The following is a 21,745-nucleotide window of genomic DNA, read 5'->3' on the forward strand; positions in this document are numbered from 1 at the left end:
CTCCCGCCGGCGCAACGCGCGCGACGTAACCGCCTACCGATCCCCCGCGGGACCGGCGAACTTTCCGCGCTGCGGTGCGCGTTCAGTCGCGGTAACCGTCTCTCTCGCCCGTAACCCCGGTCTCCGAATGATCGCTACGACGATCTTCTGGGTGGCAGTCGTCCTCTGCGTGATCGCGCACCGCTACATCCTGCGCTCCGCATTCGCCGCCGGCGCCGCCGTCCAGCACTCGCACACCCTGCCCCCCACCCGCCGCGCCGTGGAGGTGGTCTGGGTGGTGCTCCCCGCCATCGCCCTGGTGTTCCTGCTCGTCGCCACCTGGCGCGCCATCGGCGAACACCAGTTCCGCCAGGCCTTCCCGGCTGCGGCCGAGGTCACGCCATGACGCTGCTTCGACGCCTGGCCGGTGTCTCGCTGCTGGCCGCCCTCGGCCACGTGATCTTCGGCGGCTTCGTGCGCATCTCCGGCTCCGGCATGGGCTGCGGTGACCATTGGCCGAAGTGCTACGGCTACTGGTTCCCGCCGTTCGACCGGCCCGACCTCGTCATCGAGGTGATGCACCGCTACTTCGCCGCCACCCTGTCCACCGTGGTGGCGGTGTTCCTGCTGTTCGCCTTCCTCCGCCGCACCAGCGCGGGCGTGGGTGGGCGCGGCGGCGTGCTGCGCGCGGCAGCGGGGGCCTTCGCGATCGTGATCGTGGCCGCCACCCTCGGCGCGGTGACGGTGAACTACCGCAACGAGTGGTGGGCCACGCTGGCGCACAAGGCTGTCGCGATGTCGCTGCTCGCGACGCTCAGTGCGGCCTGGATCCGCGCCGGCGGCATGCCGTCGCTCTGGGCTGCGTCGGAGCGCCTCGTCTCGTCGAAGACCGTGCGCGCCTCCACCATCGCCGCCGTACTGGCACTGCTCACGGTGATGATGGGCGGCATGGTGGCCAAGTGGACCGGGGCGGCCGTGGCCTGCACCGGCTTCCCGCTCTGCGGCCCCGACTCGCTCGGCGGTGGCGGCCAGCACATCCAGCTCACGCACCGCGTGCTCGCCTACCTCACGGCCTTCCACGTCGTGTTCATGTCGGTCTCGATCATGCGCCGGCGCGAGCATCGCACCATCACGCTGCTGGCCGGCGTGGCCGCCGTGGTCGTGGTGCTCCAGATCGTGCTCGGCGCCGTGATGGTGCTCGACGGCTTCCCGATCGTGATCCGATCGCTGCACCAGGCCACCGGCGTGCTGCTCTGGGTGAGCACGCTCACGCTCACGTATGCGGCGCGCCAGGCACAGCACCCACCCGGGCATGGGGCACCGGTGGGCGCCACCGTGCGCCCGCGCGCCCCGCAGATGGCCGGCGCCGCCGCATGACCACGCCGGCCCTCACGTCCGACGTGGTGACGGTGCGCCCGCTCTGGCGCGACCTGGTCATGCTCACCAAGCCGACCATCATCTCGCTCCTGCTCGTCACCACTGCCGCCCCGATGTACATCGCCGGCCGCCCCGACATCTGGCTCCTCGGCATCGTGATGCTCGGGGGCTACCTGATGGCCGGCGGGGCCAATGCGGTCAACATGTACCTCGACCGCGACATCGACAACGTGATGACGCGCACCCGCCGTCGCCCCATCCCCAGCGGCCGCATGACACCGCTGGCCGTGCTCTCGTTCGGCATTGCCCTCTCGGCCACCGCCACCTGGCTGCTGGCGTTCTACGTGAACGTGCTCACCGCCGCGCTCGCACTCGGCGGGTTCTACTTCTACGTGTTCATCTACACCCGCTGGCTCAAGCGCTCCACGCCGCAGAACATCGTGATCGGCGGGGCCGCCGGCGCCTTCCCGCCGCTGGTGGGCTGGGCCGCCGTCACCGGCCGCATCGACCTCACCGCCGTCTACCTGTTCCTCATCGTCTTCTACTGGACGCCGCCGCACTTCTGGGCGCTCGCGCTCAACAAGCAGAAGGACTACGGCAATGCCAGCGTCCCCATGGCACCGCTGGTCTGGGGTGAGCGGGAGACGATGCGGCAGATGTTCTGGTACACGATCGTTCTGCTCGTCGTCACGCTCCTCCCGGTGACCTATGGGGCGTTCGGGTGGATCTACGGCGCCAGCGCCGCGGTGTTCGGCGCGCTGCTGCTCGGCGGCGTGGTGCGCATGATGCGCGCGAAGGACTGGGTGAAGCCGGCGTGGTGGGTGTACGGCTACTCGCTGCTCTACCTCGCCCTGCTGTTCGTGGCGATGGTGGTGGATCGACAGCTCGCCGCCTGACCGGCCGGTGGCCACCGGGAGGCGGTAGCTTTCACCATGCCGCTGCCGCCAGACCTGCGCCCCCCCGCACCGCTCCCGCCCGACCTCGGGCCACTCACCGACATCGCCGACGTGCACGCCGCCGCCACCGAGGCCGTCCGGCGCTTCACCACGCCGCCGGCGATCACGCGTCGCATCACGGATCCCGTCGAACGCGCGGCGATGCCGAAGCACATGCCCCCCGGCGCCGTCCACCACGATGCCGTCGGCAGCGAGGGACGCATCGCCTGGTGGTCCTGGGGACAGCCGGACTGGCCGCTGGTTGCCTGCGTGCATGGCTGGGGCGGACGCGGCACGCAGTGGGGACCGGTGGCGGCCGCGCTGCTCGCGGCGCAGCACCGCGTGGTCGTGCTCGATGCGCCGGCGCATGGCGCCTCGGACGGTGACCGCGCCTCGCTTCCTGCCTACCGCAACGCCCTGCTGCGCGTGCTGGATGCCGCCGGCGCGCCGCGCGCGCTCGTCGGCCACTCGCTCGGCGGCCTCGCGGTGCTGGCAGCGATCGCGGAACGCGCCGCGGCGGACCAGCGCCCGCTGCCACGCGCCGTCAGCATCGGCGCCCCGAACAACGTGGACCGGCCGCTCCGGCGCTTCCTGAACCGGCATCGCGGCAGCGAGGCGGTGCACCGCGCCATGCTCGCACAGCTCGAGTCGCGCTGGCAGTTCTCGTGGGCGGCGATGGACACGGTGCATCTCGGCGCCCAGGCGCTGGCGGCCGGCGGTGCGCCGCTGCTGGTGGTGCACGCCGCCGACGACGAGCAGGTGCCCGTGATCGAGTCGGAGGGGCTGGCGGCAGACTGGCCCGGTGCCGTGCGCTGGCTGGCCCCGGACGGGTGCGGCCACCTGCGCATCCTGCGCGATGCGGGCGTGGTGCAGCGCATCGTGGATTTCATCACCGCGCCGGCCGGCTGAGTCAGCGCCGGAAGGTGAGCGTGACCACCTGCGTCGACCCACCAGCGCCGAGCTTCACCTTCGCCGAGACCACGCCCAGCGACGGATGCCAGGCGCGGATGGTGGTGCGTGCGCCGCGCGCGTCGAGGGTGAAGCGCGCCGTGCCGGTGCTGTCGCTCACCGCCCCCGACGCCGTCGGTGTGACGGCCACGAACGCACGCGCCCACGGCAGGTGCGCGGCATAGATAGCCACCACGCCGGTGCTGTCCGCCACCTGCCGCACCGGCACCAGCTGGCCATCCATCAGGAAGCGAACGGTGTCCACCGGCAGCGCCATGACCGACGGCACCACCACCAGTGACTCGGCGAGTGAATCACGCATCACGAGCTGGAGCATGCTGCCCGCCGCCGCCACCTGCATGCGTGGCTGCAGGCGACAGGCCTCCAGCCGCACCGTGGGACGATGCTCGGCGGGCGCAGCGCCGATCAGCACCGGCGCCGGACCCTCCACCCACACCAGCGCATCCTGCACCGCACTTCCCCGCCGCGTGACCGCCGTGTCCACGAATGCCGCGCCGCAGGCCGGCTCGATTGCACCGGCATTCACCATCGTGTCGGCCGGCAGGGTGCCCGCCACCACCACGCGCACCTCGAGTTGCACGGGCTGGTCGGCCGGCGTGCGCAGGCGTGAGGGGGACGGGCGCAGGCGCGGCAGCCGCAACGCACGCGCCGCCGCCGACTGCGCGGCCGGCACCGCCCGTGGTGGCGCCACCACGTCGCCGTCCGTCGCGGGCCAGAACACGAATGCGCCGGTGCCTGCGACCGCCACCGCCAGGAGCCCCACCACCCACCGCCTGCTCACGGCCTCGTCATCCGGGTCACCTGAAGGGTGTCGTGGTGCGGTAATACAGCAGCAGCCCGTGGTTCATCTCGAAGCCGCCGGTGCGGTTCAGCCGCTGCAGTCCGTAGCCGAGCTCCACGCGGTTGGTGGGCGTCAGCGCGTGGCCCACCACCACCTGTGTGCGCGTCTGCTCGAGCATCGCCACCCGAGCGCGCGCCGGATGCACGTTCACGAGGAACTCCTGCGAGAACGCGCCATACCACCGCCCATCCTGCGTGAGGTTGTGCAGGAGGCGGTCCTGCCGCCTCAGCCGCACCACGGTCGGGTTCCAGTCGGCACCCTCGGGGGCCAGGTCACCGGTCGCACGGATCACCCGGAACTCCGCCCGCGAGCGATCGCTCCACGTCCATGCACCCACCCGGCGCGTGCCCATCAACTGCACCAGCGGACGCAGCTCGAAGGTGTTCGTGCGCGCGGGGAACTCGCCGTAGCGATACCCGTGCGACACACCGAGTCCCGCCATCGCACGCCACTGCTTCGAGAGGTCACGGGTGTAGCCCAGCGCACCGAGGTTGAGCTGCCACACACGGCCGCCATCCGCCCGCCGCGGGTGGTAATCCCAGTACAGAGACGACCGCGCGCCGAAGCGATGATCGCCGAACAGCCCGCCCCAGAGCACGAAGTCCGCCACCTGCTGTCCCCTTAGGGGCAGTGCGGCCAGCAGCAGGCATGTCGTCACCGCGCAGGTCGTCCGCAGGTTCGTCATTCAGTCGGTCACGTTGCTGGAAGGTGCCTCGTGCGGCTCCATGTGCACGAGCACACCGAGCACCTGCCGGTTCGCCGCGCGGATGGCGCCCTTCACCTTGCCGCTCACGATGTGCGCCGACTCCAGCGACATCCGCGGGTCGGCCTGCACGTGGATGTCCACCCAGAAGCCGCGGCCCGCGCGGCGCACGGCCAGCTTCTCCACGGCGCGCACGTCGTCCACGCCCTGCGCGGCGGCGCGGACCGCCGCGATCACCGGCGGGTCAGCCGCCTGGTCCATCAGGTCGGCCACCGCGTCCTGCATCAGCTGCACGCCGTTCCAGGCGATGATGCAGGCGGCGATCAGTGCCGCCCAGTCGTCGGCGCTCTCCCACCCGGGGCCGCCGATGAGCGCGATGCTGATGCCCACGAACGCGGCCAGCGAGGTGAGCACGTCGCTGCGATGGTGCTGGGCATCGGCGGCGAGCGCCGCGCTGCCCTGCTCCCGCGCGATGCGCTGCACGCGCTTCGCCACCAGTTCCTTGATCACGATCACGCTCGCCAGCACGCCCAGCGTCCACGGTGCCGGCGCATGGTGCGGCGTGCGGATCTCGTGCACCGAGGCCACGCCGATCCCCACGCTCGCGATCAGCAGCAGCACCGCCACGGTGGCACCTGCCAGCGCCTCGGCCTTCCCGAAGCCGAACGGGAACTCGTCGGTGGCATCGCGGTCCGCGATCCGCACGCCGGTCCACACCGCCAGGGACCCGAACAGGTCGAAGCCGCTCTCCGCCGCGTCGGCCACGAGTGCATACGAGTGGCCCACCAGTCCGCCCACCAGCTTCACCACCGTCAGCCCGACGTTCACGACCATGCCAAGGCGCGCGGCATTCACTGCCACCCCCGCCTCGCGCGCGCCTGCGAGTGCCGACATCTAGAGGCGGAACAGGTCGGCCTGCATCGTGTCCGGCGTGACGAGCACGGTACCGGCCAGCGTCACGGCCACGTTCACCTCCGTGCGCATGCCGAAGCGCCCGGCGAGATACACGCCCGGCTCCACCGAGAACAGCACGCCCGGCAGCAGGTGGCGCTCCTCGCGGGTCTCGAAGCCATCCATGTGCGGGCCCGAGCCATGCAGGTCGCGCACGTCGATCGAGTGGCCCGTGCGGTGCGTGAACGCGGCACCGAAGCCGCGGGCCGTGATCACCGCGCGTGCCGCATCGTCCACGTCCGCGCCACGCACCGTCAGGCCAGCCGCGAAGCCATCGCGCACCACCCGGATCGCCGCGTCGCGCGCGTCGCGGATCGCCTCCCACACCGGCAGCACGTCGGGATCCGCCGGTGTGCCGATGGTGGCCATCCACGTCTGGTCGGCGTACGGCTGGCCCGGTTCGCCGGCCCAGAGGTCGATCAGCAGCACGGAGTCCATCGTGACCAGCGCGCTGCCATCGGCGTGCGGCTCGTAGTGCGGGTTCGCCGCATTGGCGCCCACGCTCACGTTGCACGGATGGGTGGTCACCAGGCCACGCGACGCGAACTCGCCCATGATCCACTGCTGCACGGCGTACTCGGTGAGCGGCGTGCCGGCGCGGGCAGCAGTGGCGGCGCGCTGCAGAGCCGCAGGGCCGATCACGGCCAGCGCCTCGGCGGCGCGACAGTGCGCGGCGAGCTGCGCCTCGGTGAGCAGCGCGTAGAACCGCGTCACCAGCTCCGCCGAGGTCTCGACCGTGGCCCCGCAGGCGCGCACGAGGTCCAGCACGCCGCCCGGCACGCGATCGAGGTACGGCACCGCGTCACCCGGCGAGTACTCCATCGCGACGCGCTTCCCCTGCACCAGTGCGCGGATCTCTCCCTCGAGCGACTGCCACGACTGGTAGATCCGGCGCTCCCACGTGGCCGGCCATTTCCGCCACGAGTCGAGCTCGATGGCGTGCATCAGCGCCACCGGCGTGCCCTCGGCCGGGAGCCACGCCACCGCCCGGCGCGACGACAGCCCCTCGAAACCCAGCAGCCCCGACGCGATCGGGTTGCAGCCCTTGAACTCGTAGAGCAGCCAGCCGTCGAGGCGCGCTGCGCGCAACGCCGCCTGGATCTCGCTCAGCCGATGTGGTTCTCGCATCCCCGCAAGCTATTCGCCACCGGGCAGGCCGTCAGCCGCGTCCCCACGTGGCCTTCCACTGCTGCCCGCGCCCGGTGCCGTCGATGCGGGTCACCACCGCCGGCGCGCCGGTCAGCGCCTCGAGCATGGCGGCGAAGGCCGACGCGTAGAACGCGAAGCCGGCGATCGCCGACCCCTCGATCGTCACCGGGTCGCTGACGGCGAGGATCACCGATGCCCCGATCCGCTCCACGCGCGCATCCAGGTAGCGCTTCGCGAGGCGCCGGACCGTGGTCAGCGCAATGGGACGCGCCAGCACCCCGGGCAGCCGGCGGATCGCCGTGCGGCGGACCCGCGAGACGGTGTCGACCGCCTCGTGCGCCAGCAGCGTACCGGCGGAGTCGAAGACCCGGTGGGCGTCCGTGCGGCGCCCGATCAACCGTGCCAGCGCCGCCGCCTCGTCCCGCACGGTGCGCTCGTTGCGGCGCACGGCCTCGCCATAGCGCTTGATCTGCGCATACACGGTGTCGGTCAGGCCAAGCCGCTTCGTCCGCAGCTCCTCGATGTACTCGGCCTCGACGTCGCCCTCCGGGGTGTCCACCACGCGCACTGCTTCCAGCAGGCTCAGAGGCAGGCGGGCATCGACGGTCGCGGACATCGGCAGGGATGATGGGGGGAGCGCCCGGTGTGACGCGTGGGCAGCGGAACGCCTCACAGCGAGGCACGTCCCTGCCGCAGCGGCACCGGATCGGACCGAAGCTATACCGAAGCGTGAAAGCGAACAAGCGACGGACTGACGCAGCGCAGGAACCGGGACGGCGTGTCACGGCTTCCGTATATTGTCGAGCGGTTCCCCCTTCCCAGACACCGGTGTTCAGGCGCATGCCCCACTCCCCTGTTCCCGGCTCCGCAGTCCAGCAGTCCGCCTGTCTCCCCGCATGCTGACACGCCCCGCGCCGCAGGATGCCGCTGGCCACGACTGCGCGACCACCCGTCGCCAGGTCTTCGCGGCCTGCGACGGTGAGCTCACGCCAGCGGAGCTCCGGGACATCGACGGGCATCTCTCGTCGTGTGCCGGCTGTCGTGCACACTTCACCGCCGATGCCACGCTGCACCACGTCGTGCGCGCGGCGGCACGCCTGGATGCGGCGCCGCCCGGCCTGCGCGAGCGGGTGGAGCGACTCCTGCACGCGCACACCACCGAGAACGCGCCGGCGTGACGCTGCCGCCACTGGTCTCAGCCGCGCTCGGACCGGTGGTGGCTGCAATCGTGTGGCGGGCGGGGACACTCACCGCCGGCGGCGCCGTGACCGCCGCACTCATCGGCAGCACCAGCGCACTGGCCGGCCTGGACTGGATGTGCATCCTGCTGGCCTTCTTCGTCAGCAGCGTGCTGCTTGGCCGTGTGGGCCGCGAGCGCAAGCGGCAGCGCAGTGCCGCCGTCATCGGCAAGGCCGGTGCGCGTGACGCGATGCAGGTGCTCGCGAATGGCGCTGTCTTCGCGCTCGGTGCGGCAGCGGCCGCATCGGGCCGCGGCACCGACGCCATCGCCGCGATCGCACTCGGTGCCGTGGCAGCGGCCACCGCCGACACCTGGGGCACCGAGATCGGCATGCTCGCCGGCGCGCCGCCACGCTCGATCCTCACCGGCGCGCCGCTCGAGCCCGGGATGTCGGGGGGCGTGACCGCACAGGGACTGATCGCCACCGCCGCAGGCGCGATCACCCTCGCGACACTGGCGTGGGCACTGGGCTGGCCGGGGCGCGTGGTCATCGCGGCCGCAGCGGGCGGAGCGGCGGGCGCGATGGCCGACTCGGTCATCGGCGCCACGTTGCAGCAACGGCGGCGCTCGCCAGGCACCGGACGCCTCACGGAACGCCTGCGCGACGATGACGGTACGCCTACCGAGTGGGCCGGCGGTGTGCGCTGGCTGGACAACGACGGCGTGAACTTCGCCGCCACCTGCATCGGCGCCGGCATCGCATTCGAACTGCATCACCTCATGACCCGAGGCGCGGCGTGACGCGCGGCCCGCAGCACGCGCAGGCCATCGTGGTCGGCGCCGGTCCCGCCGGCGCGGCCGCGGCGTGGGCGCTGGCGTCGCAGGGAATCGACGTGCTGATGCTCGACAAGGCCACCTTCCCGCGCGACAAGCCGTGCGCCGAGTACCTCAGCCCGCAGGGATCACGGATCCTGGATGCGATGGGCGTGCTCGGCGAGGTGGAGGCGGCAGGCGCCGCCCAGCTCACCGGCATGCGCGTGCGCAGCCCCGATGGCGGCGTGATTCACGGCGAGTTCGCCGCGCAGCACGGCTTCACCGGCTTCCGTGACCGCGGCCTCGCGCTGCGACGGCGCCGCCTCGATCCCATCCTCCAGCAGGCCGCCATCCGCGCCGGCGCGCGGCTGATGGAGCATGCCTCGGTGGAGTCGCTGCTGACCGACGGCGGCACCGTGTCGGGTGTGCGCGTGCGCGTGGACGGCACCGTACGCGCGCTGAATGCGCCACTGGTGATCGGGGCCGACGGGTTGCGCAGCATCGTGGCGCGTCGCATGGGCCTGGAGGCGCGCCTGCCGTGGCCGCGCCGCGTGGCGTTCGTGGCGCACTGGCGGCAGGTGCGCGGCATCGGCGCACAGGGCGAGATGCACGTCGAGCGCGATGGCTACGTAGGCCTGGCCGACGTGGGCCACGGCGAGACGAACGTGGCGATCGTCGTCCCCCGCCGCCTCGCCCGCGAGGCCGCCGGTGACGCGGCCGGCTTCATGGCACGCTGGCTGGCGCGCCATCCGCAACTCGCGCCCCGCTTCGAGGGTGCCACGCGGACCGGCCCGGTGCAGGTGACCGGACCGTTCGCCTCGCACGCCAGGCGTGGTGCCGCCGCCGGAGTGGCGCTGGTGGGCGACGCGGTGGATTTCTTCGATCCCTTCACCGGCGAGGGGATCTATGCCGCGCTGCGCGGTGGTGAACTGCTCGGTGGGTACGCCGCCGACGCGGCCGCCGCGCCAACACCCGCTGCCGCGTTCCGCGCCCTGCAGGCGTACGATGCGGCGCGCACGGCGGAGTTCCGCCAGAAATGGGTCGTCGAGCGCGTGATCGGCGCCGCCGTGTCGTCGCCGATGCTCATGAACCATGCGGCGCGCGTGCTCGGCGCGCGCCGCGACCTCGCCGACCTGCTCGTCGGCGTCACCGGGGACTTCGTGCCGGCGCGGGCCGTGCTCAGCCCCGCATTCCTGCTGCACTTCCTCGACCCGCGACGCTGGCGCCTGCCGCGTCGCGCCACCTGACCTCATGCCGATCGACAAGGATCTCTACCGCGCCGTGCTGGGCCGGTTCGCCAGCGGCGTCACCATCGTCACCACCATCGACGCCGAGGGACGCGACCACGGCATGACCGTGAGTGCGTTCTCGTCGCTGTCGCTGGATCCGCCGCTGGTGCTGGTCTGCATCGACCACACCGCCTCGGTGTGGCCTGCCTTCCGCGATGCCCGCGTGCTCGCCGTGAACATCCTGTCGTCGTCACAGGAGGCGCTCTCACGCCGCTTCGCGAGCCGCGATGGGGACCGGTTCGAGGGCGTGGGCTTCACGCGCGGCAGCGACGGGGTGGTGCTGCTCGACGACACGCTCGCCGCCGTCGAGTGCACCGTGGTCGACTGCATCGCGCACGGCGACCACTCGATCCTGGTCGGCCGCGTGGATGCCGGCATGGCGCGCGACCTGCAGCCGCTGCTCTACTACCGCGGTGGGTATGCCTCACTCACCCGCTGACCGGCGCGCGTGGGCCTGCTGACGCCCGCCCGGCGCATGGGCCACGAGGTGCTCGACGAGCCCGGCGTATCACCCGACCTCGTGATGCGCTCGCATCGCGACATCACCCGCGCCAATGCGCTCTTCGGCGGCACGCGCGCCGTCGTCGCCCGTGTGCGCGCGATCGAGCACCGCCTCCCCGCCTCCCCGCTGGTGGTGGACGTCGGCGCCGGCAGCGGCGACATCCTCGACGCCGTCTGCGCCGTGCTCCGCGACGGGGGGCGCCGGCCGCGCCCGGTTGCCGTCGACACTGCGGTCGCGCTCGCGCCCGCCGTGCGGCAGCGCGGCAGTCACTTCATCTGCGGCTCGATCTTTGCGCTGCCGCTCGCGACGGCTGCCGCCGATCTCGTGATCGCGGCGCAGGTGATCCATCATTTCCCGCACCACGACGTACATTCCGTCCTTGCCGAGTTGAATCGCGTGGCACGCCACGCCGTGCTCGTCAGTGACCTGCGCCGGAGCTGGATCGCGGCGGCGGGACTCTGGGCCAGCAGCTTTCCGCTCGGGTTTCATCCGGTCAGCCGTCACGACGGGGTTGTCAGTGTGCTGCGAGGCTTCGCACCTGAGGAACTCCGGAGCGCGATTCGGCAGGCCACCGGTGCCACGGCCGACGTGCACACGCATCTCGGCTGGCGCGTGACCGCAGACTGGCACCCCGGACACGCCGCGTGACGTCGCGCGCGCCGGCCCCGCATCACATCCACGCACGCCCATGACCTCTCCCACGACGGACCGGCTCCGCTCGCCCTATCGCCTCGGCCCCATGCCGCTGCAGCGCCACATGATCATCGTGGACGAGCAGACCGTGCAGGCGCCGCGGGACGTGATCTTCGCCGTCGCGAAGGACGTGCTGGCCTGGCCGGACCACCTCCCGCACTACCGGTTCGTGACCTTCCGCCAGCGATCACGCGATGGCGGCGGCCTGGTGGAGATGAGCGCGAACCGGCCCTTCGGCGGACCACTCGACTGGCCCACCTGGTGGCTCTCCGAGATGAGCGTGGACGAGACGGTGCCGAACATCCGGTTCCGGCACGTCCAGGGCATCACGACCGGCATGGAGGTCGAGTGGCAGTTCGTGCGCCGCGACGATGCCGTCACGCATGTGCGCATCGTGCACGCCTGGGACGGCCCCTGGTGGCCGCTGGTCGGCCGCGTCGCCGCCATGGCGGTGATCGGCCCGGTGTTCATCCATGGCATCGCCTCACGCACCCTCGCCGGCCTCGCACGCGCGGCCGAGCAGCGCACCTGATCCGCTTCCTTCCCACACCGCCCCCCCGATGTCCTCTCCCCGTCGCGTCGTCATCACCGGCATTGGCGCGATCACCCCGATCGGCATCGGGCTCGATTCGCTCCGCGCCTCCCTCCGCACCGGCAAGTCGGCGGTGGGCATGCTCACCCGGTTCGACCCCAGCCCTTTCCGCACGCACATCGCGGCCCAGGTCAACGACTTCGTCCCGGAAGACCACCTCGACTCGAAGCGCGTGAAGCGGCTGGATCGCTTCGGCCAGTTCAGCGTGACCGCCGCCAACATGGCGCTCGCGGACGCCGGCATCGACATGGCGCGGGAATCGCGCGAGAACGTCGGTGTCATGATGGGCACCGCCCTGGCCGGCGTCGGCTATGCCGAGGAGCAGCTCGGGCGCTACCTCACCGGCGGCCTGCGTGCGGTGGACGCCACGCTCGCGCTGGCCGTCTTCGGCGGGGCGTCGAGCTGCAACATCGCGATCGAGACCGGGGTGCAGGGCCCCAACTGCACCAACGCGATGAGCTGCGCGTCGGGTGCGATGGCGATCGGCGAGGCGTACCGCCAGGTGCGTGACGGCTACGCCGACGTGATGATCGGCGGCGGCGCGGAGGCCCCGCTGGCGCCGCTCTGCTTCGGCGCCTTCGCACTCATCCGCGCGATGTCCACCCGCAACGAGGATCCCGGTGCGGCCAGCCGTCCCTTCGACGCCGGCCGCGATGGCTTCGTGATGGGCGAGGGGGGCGCGGCGCTGATCCTCGAGGAGCGCTCCCGTGCCCTCGCGCGCGGCGCCCGCATCTACGCCGAGATCGTCGGCTACGGCACCACCAACGACGCGCACCACATGACCGCACCGCTGCCCGGCGGCGCCCAGGCCGCGCGGGCCATGCGCCAGGCGCTCTCCCGCGCCGACCTCGCCCCCGCCGACGTGGAGTACGTCAACGCCCACGCCAGCGCCACGCCGCTCAACGACCCCACCGAGGTCGAGGCCATGCGCACCGTCTTCGGTGATTCGCTCGACGACATCTGGGTCAGCGGCACCAAGGGATTCCACGGCCACGCCCTGGGCGCCAGCGGTGCCATCGAGGCCGTGATCTGCATGCTCGCGATGCAGGACGGATACCTGCCACCCACCGCGAACCTCGTCGAGACGGACGCCGCCTGCCAGCTCCGGCACCTCCCAGCCGCCGGCGTGGCCATGTCCCCGCGCGTCGTCATGTCGAACTCGTTCGGATTCGGCGGGATCAACGCCTCCCTCGTGTTCCGCGAGGCGACGTGACCCCCTAACTTGGGCTGACTTCCAACCGATCAGGACGCCATGAAGCCAGCCCGCGAGTTCGTCGCCGAGTTCCTCGGCACCTTTGCCCTCACGTTCATCGGCGGCGCCGCCATCATGCAGACGCGCAATGTCGATGCCGGCGCCGGCCTGGTGGAGGTGGCGCTCGCGCATGGGCTGGTGCTCTTCGTGATGGTCAGCGCGCTGATGAAGATCAGCGGCAACTTCAATCCCGCGGTGTCCATCGGACTGCTCGTCACCGGGCGGATCACGCCGATGGAGGCGGGCACCTTCATCGCCGGACAGTTCACCGGCGCCATCGTCGCCGCCCTCTCGCTGAAGGGGCTCTTCCCGGCCGCGCTCTGGGAGTCGTCACGCGGCACGCGGCAGATGGTCTCGCTGGACGTGACCACCGGCCAGGCCTTCGCCCTCGAGGCGATCGCGACCGGCTTCCTGATGACCGCCGTCATGGGCACTGCGGTAGACGGCAAGGGTCCGAAGATCGGCGGCCTCGCCGTCGGCCTCACGCTCACGGCGTGCATCCTCGGCATCGGCCCGCTCACGGGCGGAAGCCTGAATCCCGCCCGCACGATCGGGCCGATGGTCGCGACCGGCGTGTTCGAGGGCCTGGCGCTCTACCTCGCAGCGCCGATCGTCGGTGCCGTGGTCGCCGCACTGCTGTATCGCCACCTCATGCTCGACACCGAGTGACTGGCGCCAGCGTGCGTGGCGCCACGGCGTGACCGCCGCCCAGGCGCACCGCCCTGACGGATGAACGAGGAGCGGGGCGGCCTTCGTGTCTGAAGGCCGCCCCGCTCCCGTGTCACGCCCCAGCAGCGCGGAGCGCCGTCAGTTCAGCGTCCAGGTGACTTCGTTCGACTGGAGTGTGTACGCCTCGGTGGAGCCGGCGAGCGTGTGTCGCACCCGGAACACCACAATGCCCGTGCTCCCGCCCGCGACCGTCCGCACCTTGGCAGGATCCGCCGTGGCCCGGAAGTTCACTGTGGCACCCGGCGGCAGCAGGACCGCCGACTGCGGGCAGGACGCGATGGAAGAGGTGACGTCGGTCCAGGTCGTGCCGCTCGCCGCACGCGCCTGCACCATCGTGGCGCAGATCCCGCCGGACACCGTCTCCGACAGCGAATTCGTGACCGCCAAGTTCAGCGTCAGCACGGAGTCGGCCAGCGACGCCGTCGGCGCCGATGCGGCCGCAGACAACCGTGTCTCGAACGTCGGCGAAGAGGAGGCGGGGTTGGTCGTTCCATCGGAGGCACACGCCGCCAGGAAGGCGGCGGCGAGGACAGTGGCAGTTCGGGCAAGATTGATCACGTCAGATCTCCAGATCGGCGTTCGGTACACTCGAGCGACGGGCACGGTTCGCGATGCGGCGCACCACGGCGCCGGCCCGTGTCTTCTCCCAAGCATACCATGTGCCGCGGCAACGGGTCACACCGTGTGACGGGCACAAAAAGAAGAGCTCGCCATCCTCCGTGGGCTGGCGAGCTCTTCAATTAAAGTCCCACCGGTTCAGGCACCCGCCGAACCCGCACCGTACTTCGCGTCGTAGCGGTCGATGCTCTGCGTGATGATCCGCATCGCTTCCGCGGCGTCGAACCAGCCGATGATCTCCACCCGCTTCCCCTCGAGGTCCTTGTAGATCTTGAAGAAGTGCTCCACCTCGCGCAGGAAGTGGCTCGGCAGGTCTTCCAGGTCGTGGACCTCGTCGTGGATGGGGTCGTGCATCGGCACGGCCAGCACCTTGTCGTCGGGCTCGCCCTTGTCGAGCATCTTCAGCACGCCGACCGGACGCGCGTCGATCTGGCACCCCGGAAACGTGGGCTCGTTGATCCGGACCATGATGTCGAGCGGGTCGTTGTCCTCGTGCAGCGTGCGTGGGATGAACCCGTAGTCGCCGGGATAGTGCACCGCCGAGTAGAGCACGCGGTCGAGCTTCAGCAGGCCGCTCTGCTTGTCGAGCTCGTACTTGTTCCGGCTCTTCGCCGGGATCTCGATCACCGCCGTGACGTGCTCGGGCGGCTTGTCACCGGGCGGAAGGTCGTGCCATGGATTGAACATTTACATGGAATTCGTGAGGGGCGCGCCGCGGGTCCTTCCGCGGCACACCAACAGGATAGCAGACCTCGGAAGGGCGACGGCGGACTCAGCGGCCGGCAGCGATCGCCCGCGCCGCCGCGACGGCGAAGTACGTCAGGATGATGTCCGCCCCGGCCCGCCGGATCGCCATCAGGCTCTCCAGCATCGCACGTTCCAGGTCCAGCCAGCCCCGCTCCGCCGCAGCGTGGAGCATCGCGTACTCCCCGCTCACCTGATACGCAGCAACCGGCATGCCCGTCACGTCCTTCACGCGCCGGATGATGTCCAGGTATGCACCGGCGGGCTTCACCATCAGGATGTCGGCACCCTCCGCCATGTCCTGCGCCACCTCCCGGATCGCCTCGTCGGAGTTGGCCGGATCCATCTGGTACGCGCGGCGGTCTCCGAAGGCGGGTGTGCTCTCCGCCGCCTCCCGGAACGGTCCGTAGAAGGCGCTCGAGTACTTCGCCGCATACGACATGATCGGGATGTGTGCATGCCCGTGTTCGTCGAGCGCCTGACGGATCGCGCCCACCCGCCCGTCCATCATGTCGCTGGGTGCCACCATGTCCGCCCCCGCCTCGGCATGCATCACCGCCTCGCGCGCCAGCAGCTCCAGGGTGCTGTCATTGTCCACCTGCTCGCCATGCAGCAGCCCGCAGTGCCCGTGGTCGGTGTACTCGCACATGCAGACGTCGGTGATCACCAGCAGCCCCGGCACCGCCGCCTTGATTGCCCGGATCGCCTCGGCCACCGGGCCATCGGCGTCCCAGGCCCCCGACCCCGTGGCGTCCTTCGTGGCCGGGATCCCGAACAGGATCACCCCCCCGACGCCCGCCGCCGCCGCTGCCACCGCATCCTTCACGCACTCGTCCACCGACGTCTGGGCGCACCCCGGCATCGACGAGATCGGCTGGCGGATGCCGGCGCCCGGCCGCACGAAGAGCGGGAGGATGAATTGTGACGGATGGAGGTGCGTCTCGCGCACCAGAGCCCGCATCGCGGGGGTGCTCCGGAGCCGGCGCAGCCGGACTGCCGGGAAGAGCGCGCCAGCCGGAGGGGCAGCGGCACTGCCCAGGGACGGGGTCGGGAGTGTGGAAGCCATACCGCAGAGAATACCCATCGATCGGGGACCGTCCAGCGGGCCCGCCGCTGGTGTGGCACCGACGCACCGCCCCGGCAGAGTGTTGGTGCCGAGCGACACCCTGTCGCACGCCCACCCACCGCGCACGGTGCCGTCAGGCGTCGCCGCGGCGAACGCCGGGGCCGGTAACCCGATGCCCTGCAGGATCTTGCGCTCCGGCTGGGTCCGCTGATTGGGAGCGGCCAATCTCCCGTACCTGCCCGTCCCGTCAGGCACGGCTAGTGCGCTGGTGAGGTCCAGATACCGGCGTTGTGACTGCCTCCCATTTTCTGAGCCTTCCATGAAGCGTACCCTTCGTCTTGCCGCTGCGGCCATGCTCGCCACCTCCACGGCCGGCGCCCAGACGCTCCTGCTCGACACCTTCGACGCCGAGAACGGCGGCAACTCCGCCCTGAACTACGCCACCTTCGGCCAGTGGAACGTCGTCGGTGCCGTGGACCTCGTGAAGAGCGGCGACTTCGGCATCTCCTGCGTCGGCGGCGTCGGCGCCTGCGTGGACCTGAGCGGCACCGCCAGCTCGAGCGGCAGCCTGATCAGCAAGACCGCCTTCTCGTTCAGCGCCGGCGACCTCGTGGGTGTCTCGTTCATGGCCAGCGGTAACCAGCGCGGCTATGCCGATGACCTGCTGAACCTCACGCTGAACTTCTCGTCGTCCACCACCTTTGCGTCCTACGCGGTGGACCTCGGCGGCGCCGCGTTCTCCGGTGGACCGCTGCTCGTCGGGGGCGGATACGGCGTCGGCCGGCTCATCGGCAGCTCGGAAGCGTTCTCGCTCTGGACCATCCAGTTCGTTGCCGCGAATGCGGGCAGCTTCACCGTCGGCATCGGCACGACGAGCGACGACAATGTCGGCCCGATGATCGACGACGTGAACATCGGCATCGCCGCCGGCACCGTCGTGCCGGAGCCGGCCACCTGGACGCTGATGCTCAGCGGCCTCGGGATGCTGGGCGTCGCCGCACGCCGCCGCCGCAAGGCCTGAGTTCTCCGGAGCTATGCGAGCGGGGGGACACCAACCGGTGTCCCCCCGCTCGTGTTTCGCCAAGGCATCCGGCCCCGCCGCAGCGTGCCACCAGCGTGGATATCACCCTGCGTCGCGCGCCGCCGCCGTCGCTGCCCGGGCGGTGGCCAGGATGCCGGCCGCCCCGGCCTCGCGCAACTCGGCCGCCAGCGCCTCCGCACTGGCCACCAGGTCCGCCCCGACCACCGCGCTGGCACGCAGCATCGGCGTGCCGTCCAGACCGGCCACGAGACCATGCAGCGTGCGCCGGCCGCCTTCCGACTCCGTCATCAGCGCCCCGATCGGCACCTGACAGCCCCCGTCCAGCGCGGCCAGGAAGGCACGCTCACAGGTGGTGGCGTCCATCGTCGGCTGGTGATTCAGCCGCTCGATGATCGAGCGCACCGCCGTGTCATCACCCCGCACCTGGATGGCGATGGCCCCCTGGCCCGCCGCCGAGAGCCACTCCGGCGCCCCGAGGTAGCTGCGGATGCGCGACGCCAGGCCAAGGCGATTGAGGCCGGCCGACGCCAGGATCGCCGCATGGCAGAGCCCCTTGTCCAGTTTCGAGAGTCGCGTGCCGACGTTGCCGCGCAGGTCCACCACCGTGCAGTCGGGGCGCAACGCCTTGAGCTGGGCCCGGCGCCGCAGGCTCGAGGTGCCGATGATCGCGCCATGCGGCAGCTCGTGCAGGAGCGCCCCGGGCACGTCGTCGCGCACCACCAGCGCATCACGCGAATCCTCGCGCGGGAGCTGCGCCACCACCGTCAGCCCGGCCGGCTCCTCCGTCGGCAGGTCCTTCAGCGAATGCACGCAGAGGTCGGTGACCCCGTCGCGCAGGTCGCGCTCGAGTTCCTCCGTGAACAGTCCCTTGCTGCCGATCGCCGTCAGCGCCACGTCGAGCCGCCGGTCGCCGACGGTGGTGTAGGTGACGAGCTCACTCGCCACGCCGATCGCGAGCAGCTCGGCCTGCACCTGGTGTGCCTGCGCGAGGGCCAGCGCCGAGGAACGGGTGCCGATCTTCAGTGACCGCGACTCTGAGCTCATGTCTGGTGTGTCTGGTGATGTTGACGGTCACGCTGGGCCTGGACGGCGCGCACCACGGCGGCCACCAGCCCATCGAGTGTTGAGGGCATGGCCTCGGCGGCCACCCGCATGCCCGCGGCGCGCGCGGCCTGCGTGGTCACCGGACCGATCGAGACCGCGTCGGCCACGTCATGGAGGGGCGACATGGCGCCGACCCACGCGGCGACAGCACTGCTGGCGGTGAGCGTGACGGCGTTCACGCGCCCCTCGCGCAGCGCCGCCAGCACCTCGGCCACGTCCTCGTCGGTGGCGACGCTGTCGTAGGCCTCGACGCGATCCACCGTCGCCCCCATCGCGCTGAGGCCATCGGTCAGCTCACGACGCGCGCCGGCGGCGGCGGGATAGAGCACCAGTGTGCCAGCAACGTCGTTCCGCGCCGCGAAGGCCTCGAGCAGCCCCTCGGCCACGAACCGTTCCGGCACCAGCGTCGGCTCCACGCCCCGCTCGCGGATCGCACTCGCCGTCGAGGTGCCGACGGCCGCCACGCGGGTGTGCACCCAGTCGGCCGCGGTCACGCCGCAGGCCGCGGTGGCCTCGAACGTCAGTGCCACCGCCGTCGCACTCGTGAACAGCACCCAGTCATAGCGGGCGAGCTCGCGCGCTGCCTGCCCCAGCGCCTCGACATCGCGGGTGACGATGCGCGTGGCCGCATACGTGAGCACGGTCGCGCCGAGGGCCTCGAGCGGCCCGGCCAGCTGGTCGGCACGGGATGCCGCCCGCGTCACCACGATCGTCGCCCCCGACAGCGGCCGCGCGCCATCGGCGGTCATCGCCACCCGCCCTGCGGAACGCGCACGACCCGGGCACTCACTGCCGCGCAGCTGGATCGATCGCGTCCCCGCGGCGAGTCATCTCCCGGGCCCGCAGCACGAGCGCGATCACGTAGCCGATGCAGAGCAGTGCGGCCGTGCCGTACGCCGCGAACATGTAGCCGGCATTCTCGGGCATCAGGCCTCTCCCATCTCGAGGGCCTCGACGCGGTCGCGCAGCGCCGCATACTTCAGCCGCGCCCGGAGCAGTGCCACCAGGAGCAGCGCGAACGCGAGGAACGCGAGCGACAGCGTCATCCCCATCTCCGCCGACAGCTTCGGCTTCTCCGGCGCGAGCACGATCGGCTGCGGATGCATGGTGCGGAACAGGCGCACGCTGAGGTGGATGAACGGCACCAGCATCGCGGCCAGGATGCCCAGCACCGCCGAGTAGCGCGCCCGCTGCTGCCGGTCCTCGATGGCCCCTCGCAGCACCGTGTAGCCCAGCAGGATGAACCAGAGGAAGAGGGTGCTCGTCAGCCGCGCGTCCCACGTCCACCAGGCGCCCCAGATCGGCTTCGCCCACATCGGACCCGTCACCAGCACGATCGTCAGGAACACCAGCGCGATCTCGGCCGAGCTCTCGGCCAGCCGGTCGAGGCGGTCGTCACGCAGCCACAGGTACATCGCCCCGCCGATCGCCACCAGCGGGCAGGCGACGTAGAGCCCCATCACCGCCGCCGGCACGTGGATGTAGAAGATCTTCTGCGCCTCGCCCTGCATCGCCTCAGGCGGGGTGAACCAGATCGCACGGGCCGTGACGGCCACGAGTGCGACGACTGCCAGCGCCAGCAGCCAGTCGAAGACCGCCACCGGCGCCCGCGAGGGGCGTCCGGCGCCGGCCGACGGCAGCGGGCGCGCAAGAGTATCAGACATGGAAGGCGATAGAAGGGTACTGCCCTGAATCGGCGTCCCGATTCAACCGTTCGCAAGGGGAAAAAGTTACTGCATCCCGGCGCGAACGCCGGGGCGCACCGTCAATCCTCGATCGTGAACGGGAAGGCCAGCACGCAGGCCACGCCGAACATCAGGTCGAACGCCACCAGCACCTGGATCCACGGCATCACGGTGGCCAGGTCGGCCCCCACCAGCAACTTGGCCGAGGCCTGGGCCGCCGGCACCACCACCGGGATGAAGAATGGCAGGGCCAGCATCGGCAGCAGCAGCTCGGCGAACCGCGTGTGCACCGTCATGGAGCTGAAGAGCGTGCCCACGGTCACGAGGCCGATCGCCGCCAGCAGGCCGATGGCGCCGAGGATCAGCAGCCCGCTCCCGAATTCCAGGTTGTAGAAGAGCACCACGGCCGGGATCGTGATCGCCAGCACGGCGGTCACGTACACCAGGTTCGCCAGCGCCTTGCCGAGGAAGATCGCCTCCCGTGACACCGGGGCCAGCAGCAGCCCGTCCATGGCGCGCGTCTGCAGCTCCAGGCCGAACGCCCGGTGCAGGCCGAGCATGCCGGCGAAGGCGAAGATCGTCCACAGCACCCCGGGCGCGATGTCGATCGGTCGCACCGCCGAGGGATCCCAGACCATGAAGAAGATGCTGACGCCGAGCAGCGAGAAGACCAGCGACGCGAAGAAGGCGCTGCGCGTCCGGTACTCGATGGCGAGGTCCTTCCGGGCGATGAGCAGCGCCACCGCCAGCGTGCCGGGCGTGCCGCCAGCGCTCACGCGGCCGGCTCCAGTGCCAGGGCCCGGTACTCCTCGGCGAACGCCACCGCGTCCACGCCGGCGGTGCTGGCATGCCGGCGGATCGCCCCGTCCAGCATGATGGCCGAGTGGGTGGCGAGGGCCAGCCCCTCGTCCACGGCGTGGGTCACGAGGGCCAGCGCGGCGCCGTCGTGTCGCAGCGCGAGCAGCAGGTCGGTGAGGGCCCGGGCGCCGGCGACGTCCAGGCCGGTGTAAGGCTCGTCGAGCAGCACCAGTGCCGGACCGTGCACGATGGCGCGGGCGATGGACACCCGCTGCTGCCACCCGCGGCTCAGCGCGCGCACGGGGGTCAGGGCGCGGTTGGTGAGGCCGAGCCGATCGAGGGCGGCGGCCGTGGCACCCTGCACGTCGGGGAGCCCGTGCAGCCGCGCCGCGAATGCCACGTTCTCGGACACCGTGAGCACGTCGTACAACATGCTCTGGTGACTGATCAGCCCCACCCGGCCCCGCTCGGCCCGCGCGTCGCCCTTCAGCGGACGGCCCAGCAGGCGCACCTCGCCGCTGGTCGGCCGCAGGAGGCCGGCGAGCAGGCGCAGCAGCGTGGTCTTGCCGGCGCCGTTCGGCCCGAAGAGCGCCAGACACTCGCCTGGCGCGATCGCCAGGTCCACCCCGGAGACCGCTCGCCGTCGCCCGAAGCGGCGCACCAGCGCCACCGTCTCGCAGACGGGAGCCGGCGCGAGCGGACGAGTCGGGTGCGGCGTAGTCATGGCGCCAAGC

Annotated in this window: 27 protein-coding genes; 13 read left to right on the plus strand and 14 right to left on the minus strand. The window is 71.4% G+C overall.

The window, feature by feature from the left end; all coding sequences use genetic code 11:
* The first annotated feature begins 127 nt into the window (after nt 1-127).
* The 4 genes from IT355_19010 to IT355_19025 are packed head-to-tail and all read left to right on the plus strand — an operon-like array spanning nt 128 to nt 3,200.
* A complete protein-coding gene (locus IT355_19010; GenBank protein ID MCC7055371.1) occupies nt 128-385 on the plus strand; it encodes a hypothetical protein in 258 nt (85 codons plus the stop codon).
* Nucleotides 382-1,356 (plus strand): COX15/CtaA family protein, encoded by a 975-nt coding sequence (locus IT355_19015; protein ID MCC7055372.1) that lies wholly within the window; start codon nt 382-384, stop codon nt 1,354-1,356. The genes IT355_19010 and IT355_19015 overlap by 4 nt, the downstream gene beginning before the upstream one ends.
* On the plus strand, nt 1,353-2,252 hold the full coding sequence (locus IT355_19020; GenBank protein ID MCC7055373.1) for a protoheme IX farnesyltransferase: 900 nt from the start codon (nt 1,353-1,355) through the stop codon (nt 2,250-2,252). The genes IT355_19015 and IT355_19020 overlap by 4 nt, the downstream gene beginning before the upstream one ends.
* A gap of 36 nt (nt 2,253-2,288) precedes the next feature.
* Nucleotides 2,289-3,200 carry an alpha/beta fold hydrolase gene (locus tag IT355_19025; protein ID MCC7055374.1) on the plus strand — a complete coding sequence of 304 codons (912 nt, stop codon included), beginning with the start codon at nt 2,289-2,291 and terminating at the stop codon, nt 3,198-3,200.
* 1 nt (nt 3,201) lies between these two features.
* Here IT355_19025 and IT355_19030 read toward each other — a convergent pair whose 3' ends face one another.
* The 5 genes from IT355_19030 to IT355_19050 are packed head-to-tail and all read right to left on the minus strand — an operon-like array spanning nt 3,202 to nt 7,520.
* Nucleotides 3,202-4,041: a hypothetical protein gene (locus tag IT355_19030; protein ID MCC7055375.1), complete on the minus strand. Its 840-nt coding sequence runs from the start codon at nt 4,039-4,041 to the stop codon at nt 3,202-3,204.
* Between the two features lie 16 nt (nt 4,042-4,057).
* Entirely contained in the window at nt 4,058-4,786 is a 729-nt protein-coding gene (locus IT355_19035) for a DUF2490 domain-containing protein (GenBank protein MCC7055376.1), read from the minus strand.
* On the minus strand, nt 4,787-5,698 hold the full coding sequence (locus IT355_19040) for a cation transporter (protein ID MCC7055377.1): 912 nt from the start codon (nt 5,696-5,698) through the stop codon (nt 4,787-4,789).
* Nucleotides 5,699-6,883, minus strand: coding sequence for an aminopeptidase P family protein (locus IT355_19045; GenBank protein MCC7055378.1), 1,185 nt, complete (start codon nt 6,881-6,883; stop codon nt 5,699-5,701). It abuts the gene before it with no gap.
* A 31-nt stretch (nt 6,884-6,914) separates the two neighbouring features.
* Nucleotides 6,915-7,520, minus strand: a complete 606-nt coding sequence (locus IT355_19050; GenBank protein MCC7055379.1) for a hypothetical protein — start codon at nt 7,518-7,520, stop codon at nt 6,915-6,917.
* 280 nt (nt 7,521-7,800) lie between these two features.
* Between IT355_19050 and IT355_19055 the strand changes: the two genes are divergently transcribed.
* From IT355_19055 to IT355_19090, 8 genes are read left to right on the plus strand one after another with little or no spacing between them, the layout of a single operon-like run.
* Nucleotides 7,801-8,082 carry a zf-HC2 domain-containing protein gene (locus IT355_19055; GenBank protein MCC7055380.1) on the plus strand — a complete coding sequence of 94 codons (282 nt, stop codon included), beginning with the start codon at nt 7,801-7,803 and terminating at the stop codon, nt 8,080-8,082.
* Nucleotides 8,079-8,885, plus strand: coding sequence for a DUF92 domain-containing protein (locus tag IT355_19060; GenBank protein MCC7055381.1), 807 nt, complete (start codon nt 8,079-8,081; stop codon nt 8,883-8,885). The genes IT355_19055 and IT355_19060 overlap by 4 nt, the downstream gene beginning before the upstream one ends.
* Entirely contained in the window at nt 8,882-10,144 is a 1,263-nt protein-coding gene (locus IT355_19065; GenBank protein ID MCC7055382.1) for an FAD-dependent monooxygenase, read from the plus strand. The genes IT355_19060 and IT355_19065 overlap by 4 nt, the downstream gene beginning before the upstream one ends.
* A gap of 4 nt (nt 10,145-10,148) precedes the next feature.
* Nucleotides 10,149-10,625: a flavin reductase family protein gene (locus IT355_19070; GenBank protein MCC7055383.1), complete on the plus strand. Its 477-nt coding sequence runs from the start codon at nt 10,149-10,151 to the stop codon at nt 10,623-10,625.
* Between the two features lie 9 nt (nt 10,626-10,634).
* The gene (locus tag IT355_19075) at nt 10,635-11,336 is read left to right on the plus strand and encodes a methyltransferase domain-containing protein (GenBank protein ID MCC7055384.1); all 702 of its coding nucleotides are present in this window, start codon (nt 10,635-10,637) and stop codon (nt 11,334-11,336) included.
* Between the two features lie 40 nt (nt 11,337-11,376).
* Nucleotides 11,377-11,913 (plus strand): SRPBCC family protein, encoded by a 537-nt coding sequence (locus tag IT355_19080; protein MCC7055385.1) that lies wholly within the window; start codon nt 11,377-11,379, stop codon nt 11,911-11,913.
* 28 nt (nt 11,914-11,941) lie between these two features.
* The gene (locus IT355_19085) at nt 11,942-13,186 is read left to right on the plus strand and encodes a beta-ketoacyl-[acyl-carrier-protein] synthase family protein (protein ID MCC7055386.1); all 1,245 of its coding nucleotides are present in this window, start codon (nt 11,942-11,944) and stop codon (nt 13,184-13,186) included.
* Nucleotides 13,187-13,225: 39 nt separating this feature from the next.
* A complete protein-coding gene (locus IT355_19090) occupies nt 13,226-13,894 on the plus strand; it encodes an aquaporin (protein ID MCC7055387.1) in 669 nt (222 codons plus the stop codon).
* 138 nt (nt 13,895-14,032) lie between these two features.
* Here IT355_19090 and IT355_19095 read toward each other — a convergent pair whose 3' ends face one another.
* The 3 genes from IT355_19095 to hemB all read right to left on the minus strand — a co-directional run bounded on the left by IT355_19095 (nt 14,033) and on the right by hemB (nt 16,382).
* Nucleotides 14,033-14,512: a hypothetical protein gene (locus IT355_19095; protein ID MCC7055388.1), complete on the minus strand. Its 480-nt coding sequence runs from the start codon at nt 14,510-14,512 to the stop codon at nt 14,033-14,035.
* A 198-nt stretch (nt 14,513-14,710) separates the two neighbouring features.
* Nucleotides 14,711-15,259, minus strand: coding sequence for an inorganic diphosphatase (locus IT355_19100; GenBank protein MCC7055389.1), 549 nt, complete (start codon nt 15,257-15,259; stop codon nt 14,711-14,713).
* Between the two features lie 85 nt (nt 15,260-15,344).
* A complete protein-coding gene (gene hemB, locus IT355_19105; protein ID MCC7055390.1) occupies nt 15,345-16,382 on the minus strand; it encodes a porphobilinogen synthase in 1,038 nt (345 codons plus the stop codon).
* Between the two features lie 319 nt (nt 16,383-16,701).
* On the opposite strand from hemB, the gene IT355_19110 reads away from it, so the two are divergent.
* Entirely contained in the window at nt 16,702-17,403 is a 702-nt protein-coding gene (locus IT355_19110) for a PEP-CTERM sorting domain-containing protein (protein MCC7055391.1), read from the plus strand.
* Nucleotides 17,404-17,505: 102 nt separating this feature from the next.
* Here the strand turns inward: IT355_19110 and hemC are convergent, their stop codons facing one another.
* The 6 genes from hemC to ccmA all read right to left on the minus strand — a co-directional run bounded on the left by hemC (nt 17,506) and on the right by ccmA (nt 21,735).
* Nucleotides 17,506-18,468, minus strand: coding sequence for a hydroxymethylbilane synthase (gene hemC, locus IT355_19115; protein MCC7055392.1), 963 nt, complete (start codon nt 18,466-18,468; stop codon nt 17,506-17,508).
* Nucleotides 18,465-19,277 carry a uroporphyrinogen-III synthase gene (locus IT355_19120; protein MCC7055393.1) on the minus strand — a complete coding sequence of 271 codons (813 nt, stop codon included), beginning with the start codon at nt 19,275-19,277 and terminating at the stop codon, nt 18,465-18,467. The genes hemC and IT355_19120 overlap by 4 nt, the downstream gene beginning before the upstream one ends.
* A 37-nt stretch (nt 19,278-19,314) precedes the next feature.
* A complete protein-coding gene (locus IT355_19125; GenBank protein MCC7055394.1) occupies nt 19,315-19,455 on the minus strand; it encodes a hypothetical protein in 141 nt (46 codons plus the stop codon).
* Nucleotides 19,455-20,192, minus strand: coding sequence for a cytochrome c biogenesis protein CcsA (gene ccsA, locus IT355_19130; protein MCC7055395.1), 738 nt, complete (start codon nt 20,190-20,192; stop codon nt 19,455-19,457). Before ccsA ends, IT355_19125 begins: the two co-directional genes overlap by 1 nt.
* 101 nt (nt 20,193-20,293) lie before the next feature.
* Nucleotides 20,294-20,989 carry a heme exporter protein CcmB gene (locus tag IT355_19135; GenBank protein ID MCC7055396.1) on the minus strand — a complete coding sequence of 232 codons (696 nt, stop codon included), beginning with the start codon at nt 20,987-20,989 and terminating at the stop codon, nt 20,294-20,296.
* Nucleotides 20,986-21,735 carry a heme ABC exporter ATP-binding protein CcmA gene (gene ccmA, locus IT355_19140; protein ID MCC7055397.1) on the minus strand — a complete coding sequence of 250 codons (750 nt, stop codon included), beginning with the start codon at nt 21,733-21,735 and terminating at the stop codon, nt 20,986-20,988. The genes IT355_19135 and ccmA overlap by 4 nt, the downstream gene beginning before the upstream one ends.
* Nucleotides 21,736-21,745: the final 10 nt, after the last annotated feature.

This window comes from Gemmatimonadaceae bacterium (genome assembly GCA_020851035.1).
In the GTDB taxonomy this organism is placed as follows: domain Bacteria; phylum Gemmatimonadota; class Gemmatimonadetes; order Gemmatimonadales; family Gemmatimonadaceae; genus JACMLX01.

Coding starts and splice junctions, on each gene's coding strand:
- IT355_19010 (MCC7055371.1), top strand. CDS start 128: ATGATCGCTACGACGATCTTCTGGGTGGCAGTCGTCCTCTGCGTGATC.
- IT355_19015 (MCC7055372.1), top strand. CDS start 382: ATGACGCTGCTTCGACGCCTGGCCGGTGTCTCGCTGCTGGCCGCCCTC.
- IT355_19020 (MCC7055373.1), top strand. CDS start 1,353: ATGACCACGCCGGCCCTCACGTCCGACGTGGTGACGGTGCGCCCGCTC.
- IT355_19025 (MCC7055374.1), top strand. CDS start 2,289: ATGCCGCTGCCGCCAGACCTGCGCCCCCCCGCACCGCTCCCGCCCGAC.
- IT355_19035 (MCC7055376.1), bottom strand. CDS start 4,786: ATGACGAACCTGCGGACGACCTGCGCGGTGACGACATGCCTGCTGCTG.
- IT355_19040 (MCC7055377.1), bottom strand. CDS start 5,698: ATGTCGGCACTCGCAGGCGCGCGCGAGGCGGGGGTGGCAGTGAATGCC.
- IT355_19045 (MCC7055378.1), bottom strand. CDS start 6,883: ATGCGAGAACCACATCGGCTGAGCGAGATCCAGGCGGCGTTGCGCGCA.
- IT355_19050 (MCC7055379.1), bottom strand. CDS start 7,520: ATGTCCGCGACCGTCGATGCCCGCCTGCCTCTGAGCCTGCTGGAAGCA.
- IT355_19055 (MCC7055380.1), top strand. CDS start 7,801: ATGCTGACACGCCCCGCGCCGCAGGATGCCGCTGGCCACGACTGCGCG.
- IT355_19070 (MCC7055383.1), top strand. CDS start 10,149: ATGCCGATCGACAAGGATCTCTACCGCGCCGTGCTGGGCCGGTTCGCC.
- IT355_19080 (MCC7055385.1), top strand. CDS start 11,377: ATGACCTCTCCCACGACGGACCGGCTCCGCTCGCCCTATCGCCTCGGC.
- IT355_19085 (MCC7055386.1), top strand. CDS start 11,942: ATGTCCTCTCCCCGTCGCGTCGTCATCACCGGCATTGGCGCGATCACC.
- IT355_19090 (MCC7055387.1), top strand. CDS start 13,226: ATGAAGCCAGCCCGCGAGTTCGTCGCCGAGTTCCTCGGCACCTTTGCC.
- IT355_19100 (MCC7055389.1), bottom strand. CDS start 15,259: ATGTTCAATCCATGGCACGACCTTCCGCCCGGTGACAAGCCGCCCGAG.
- hemB (MCC7055390.1), bottom strand. CDS start 16,382: ATGGCTTCCACACTCCCGACCCCGTCCCTGGGCAGTGCCGCTGCCCCT.
- IT355_19110 (MCC7055391.1), top strand. CDS start 16,702: ATGAAGCGTACCCTTCGTCTTGCCGCTGCGGCCATGCTCGCCACCTCC.
- hemC (MCC7055392.1), bottom strand. CDS start 18,468: ATGAGCTCAGAGTCGCGGTCACTGAAGATCGGCACCCGTTCCTCGGCG.
- IT355_19120 (MCC7055393.1), bottom strand. CDS start 19,277: ATGACCGCCGATGGCGCGCGGCCGCTGTCGGGGGCGACGATCGTGGTG.
- IT355_19125 (MCC7055394.1), bottom strand. CDS start 19,455: ATGCCCGAGAATGCCGGCTACATGTTCGCGGCGTACGGCACGGCCGCA.
- ccsA (MCC7055395.1), bottom strand. CDS start 20,192: ATGTCTGATACTCTTGCGCGCCCGCTGCCGTCGGCCGGCGCCGGACGC.
- ccmA (MCC7055397.1), bottom strand. CDS start 21,735: ATGACTACGCCGCACCCGACTCGTCCGCTCGCGCCGGCTCCCGTCTGC.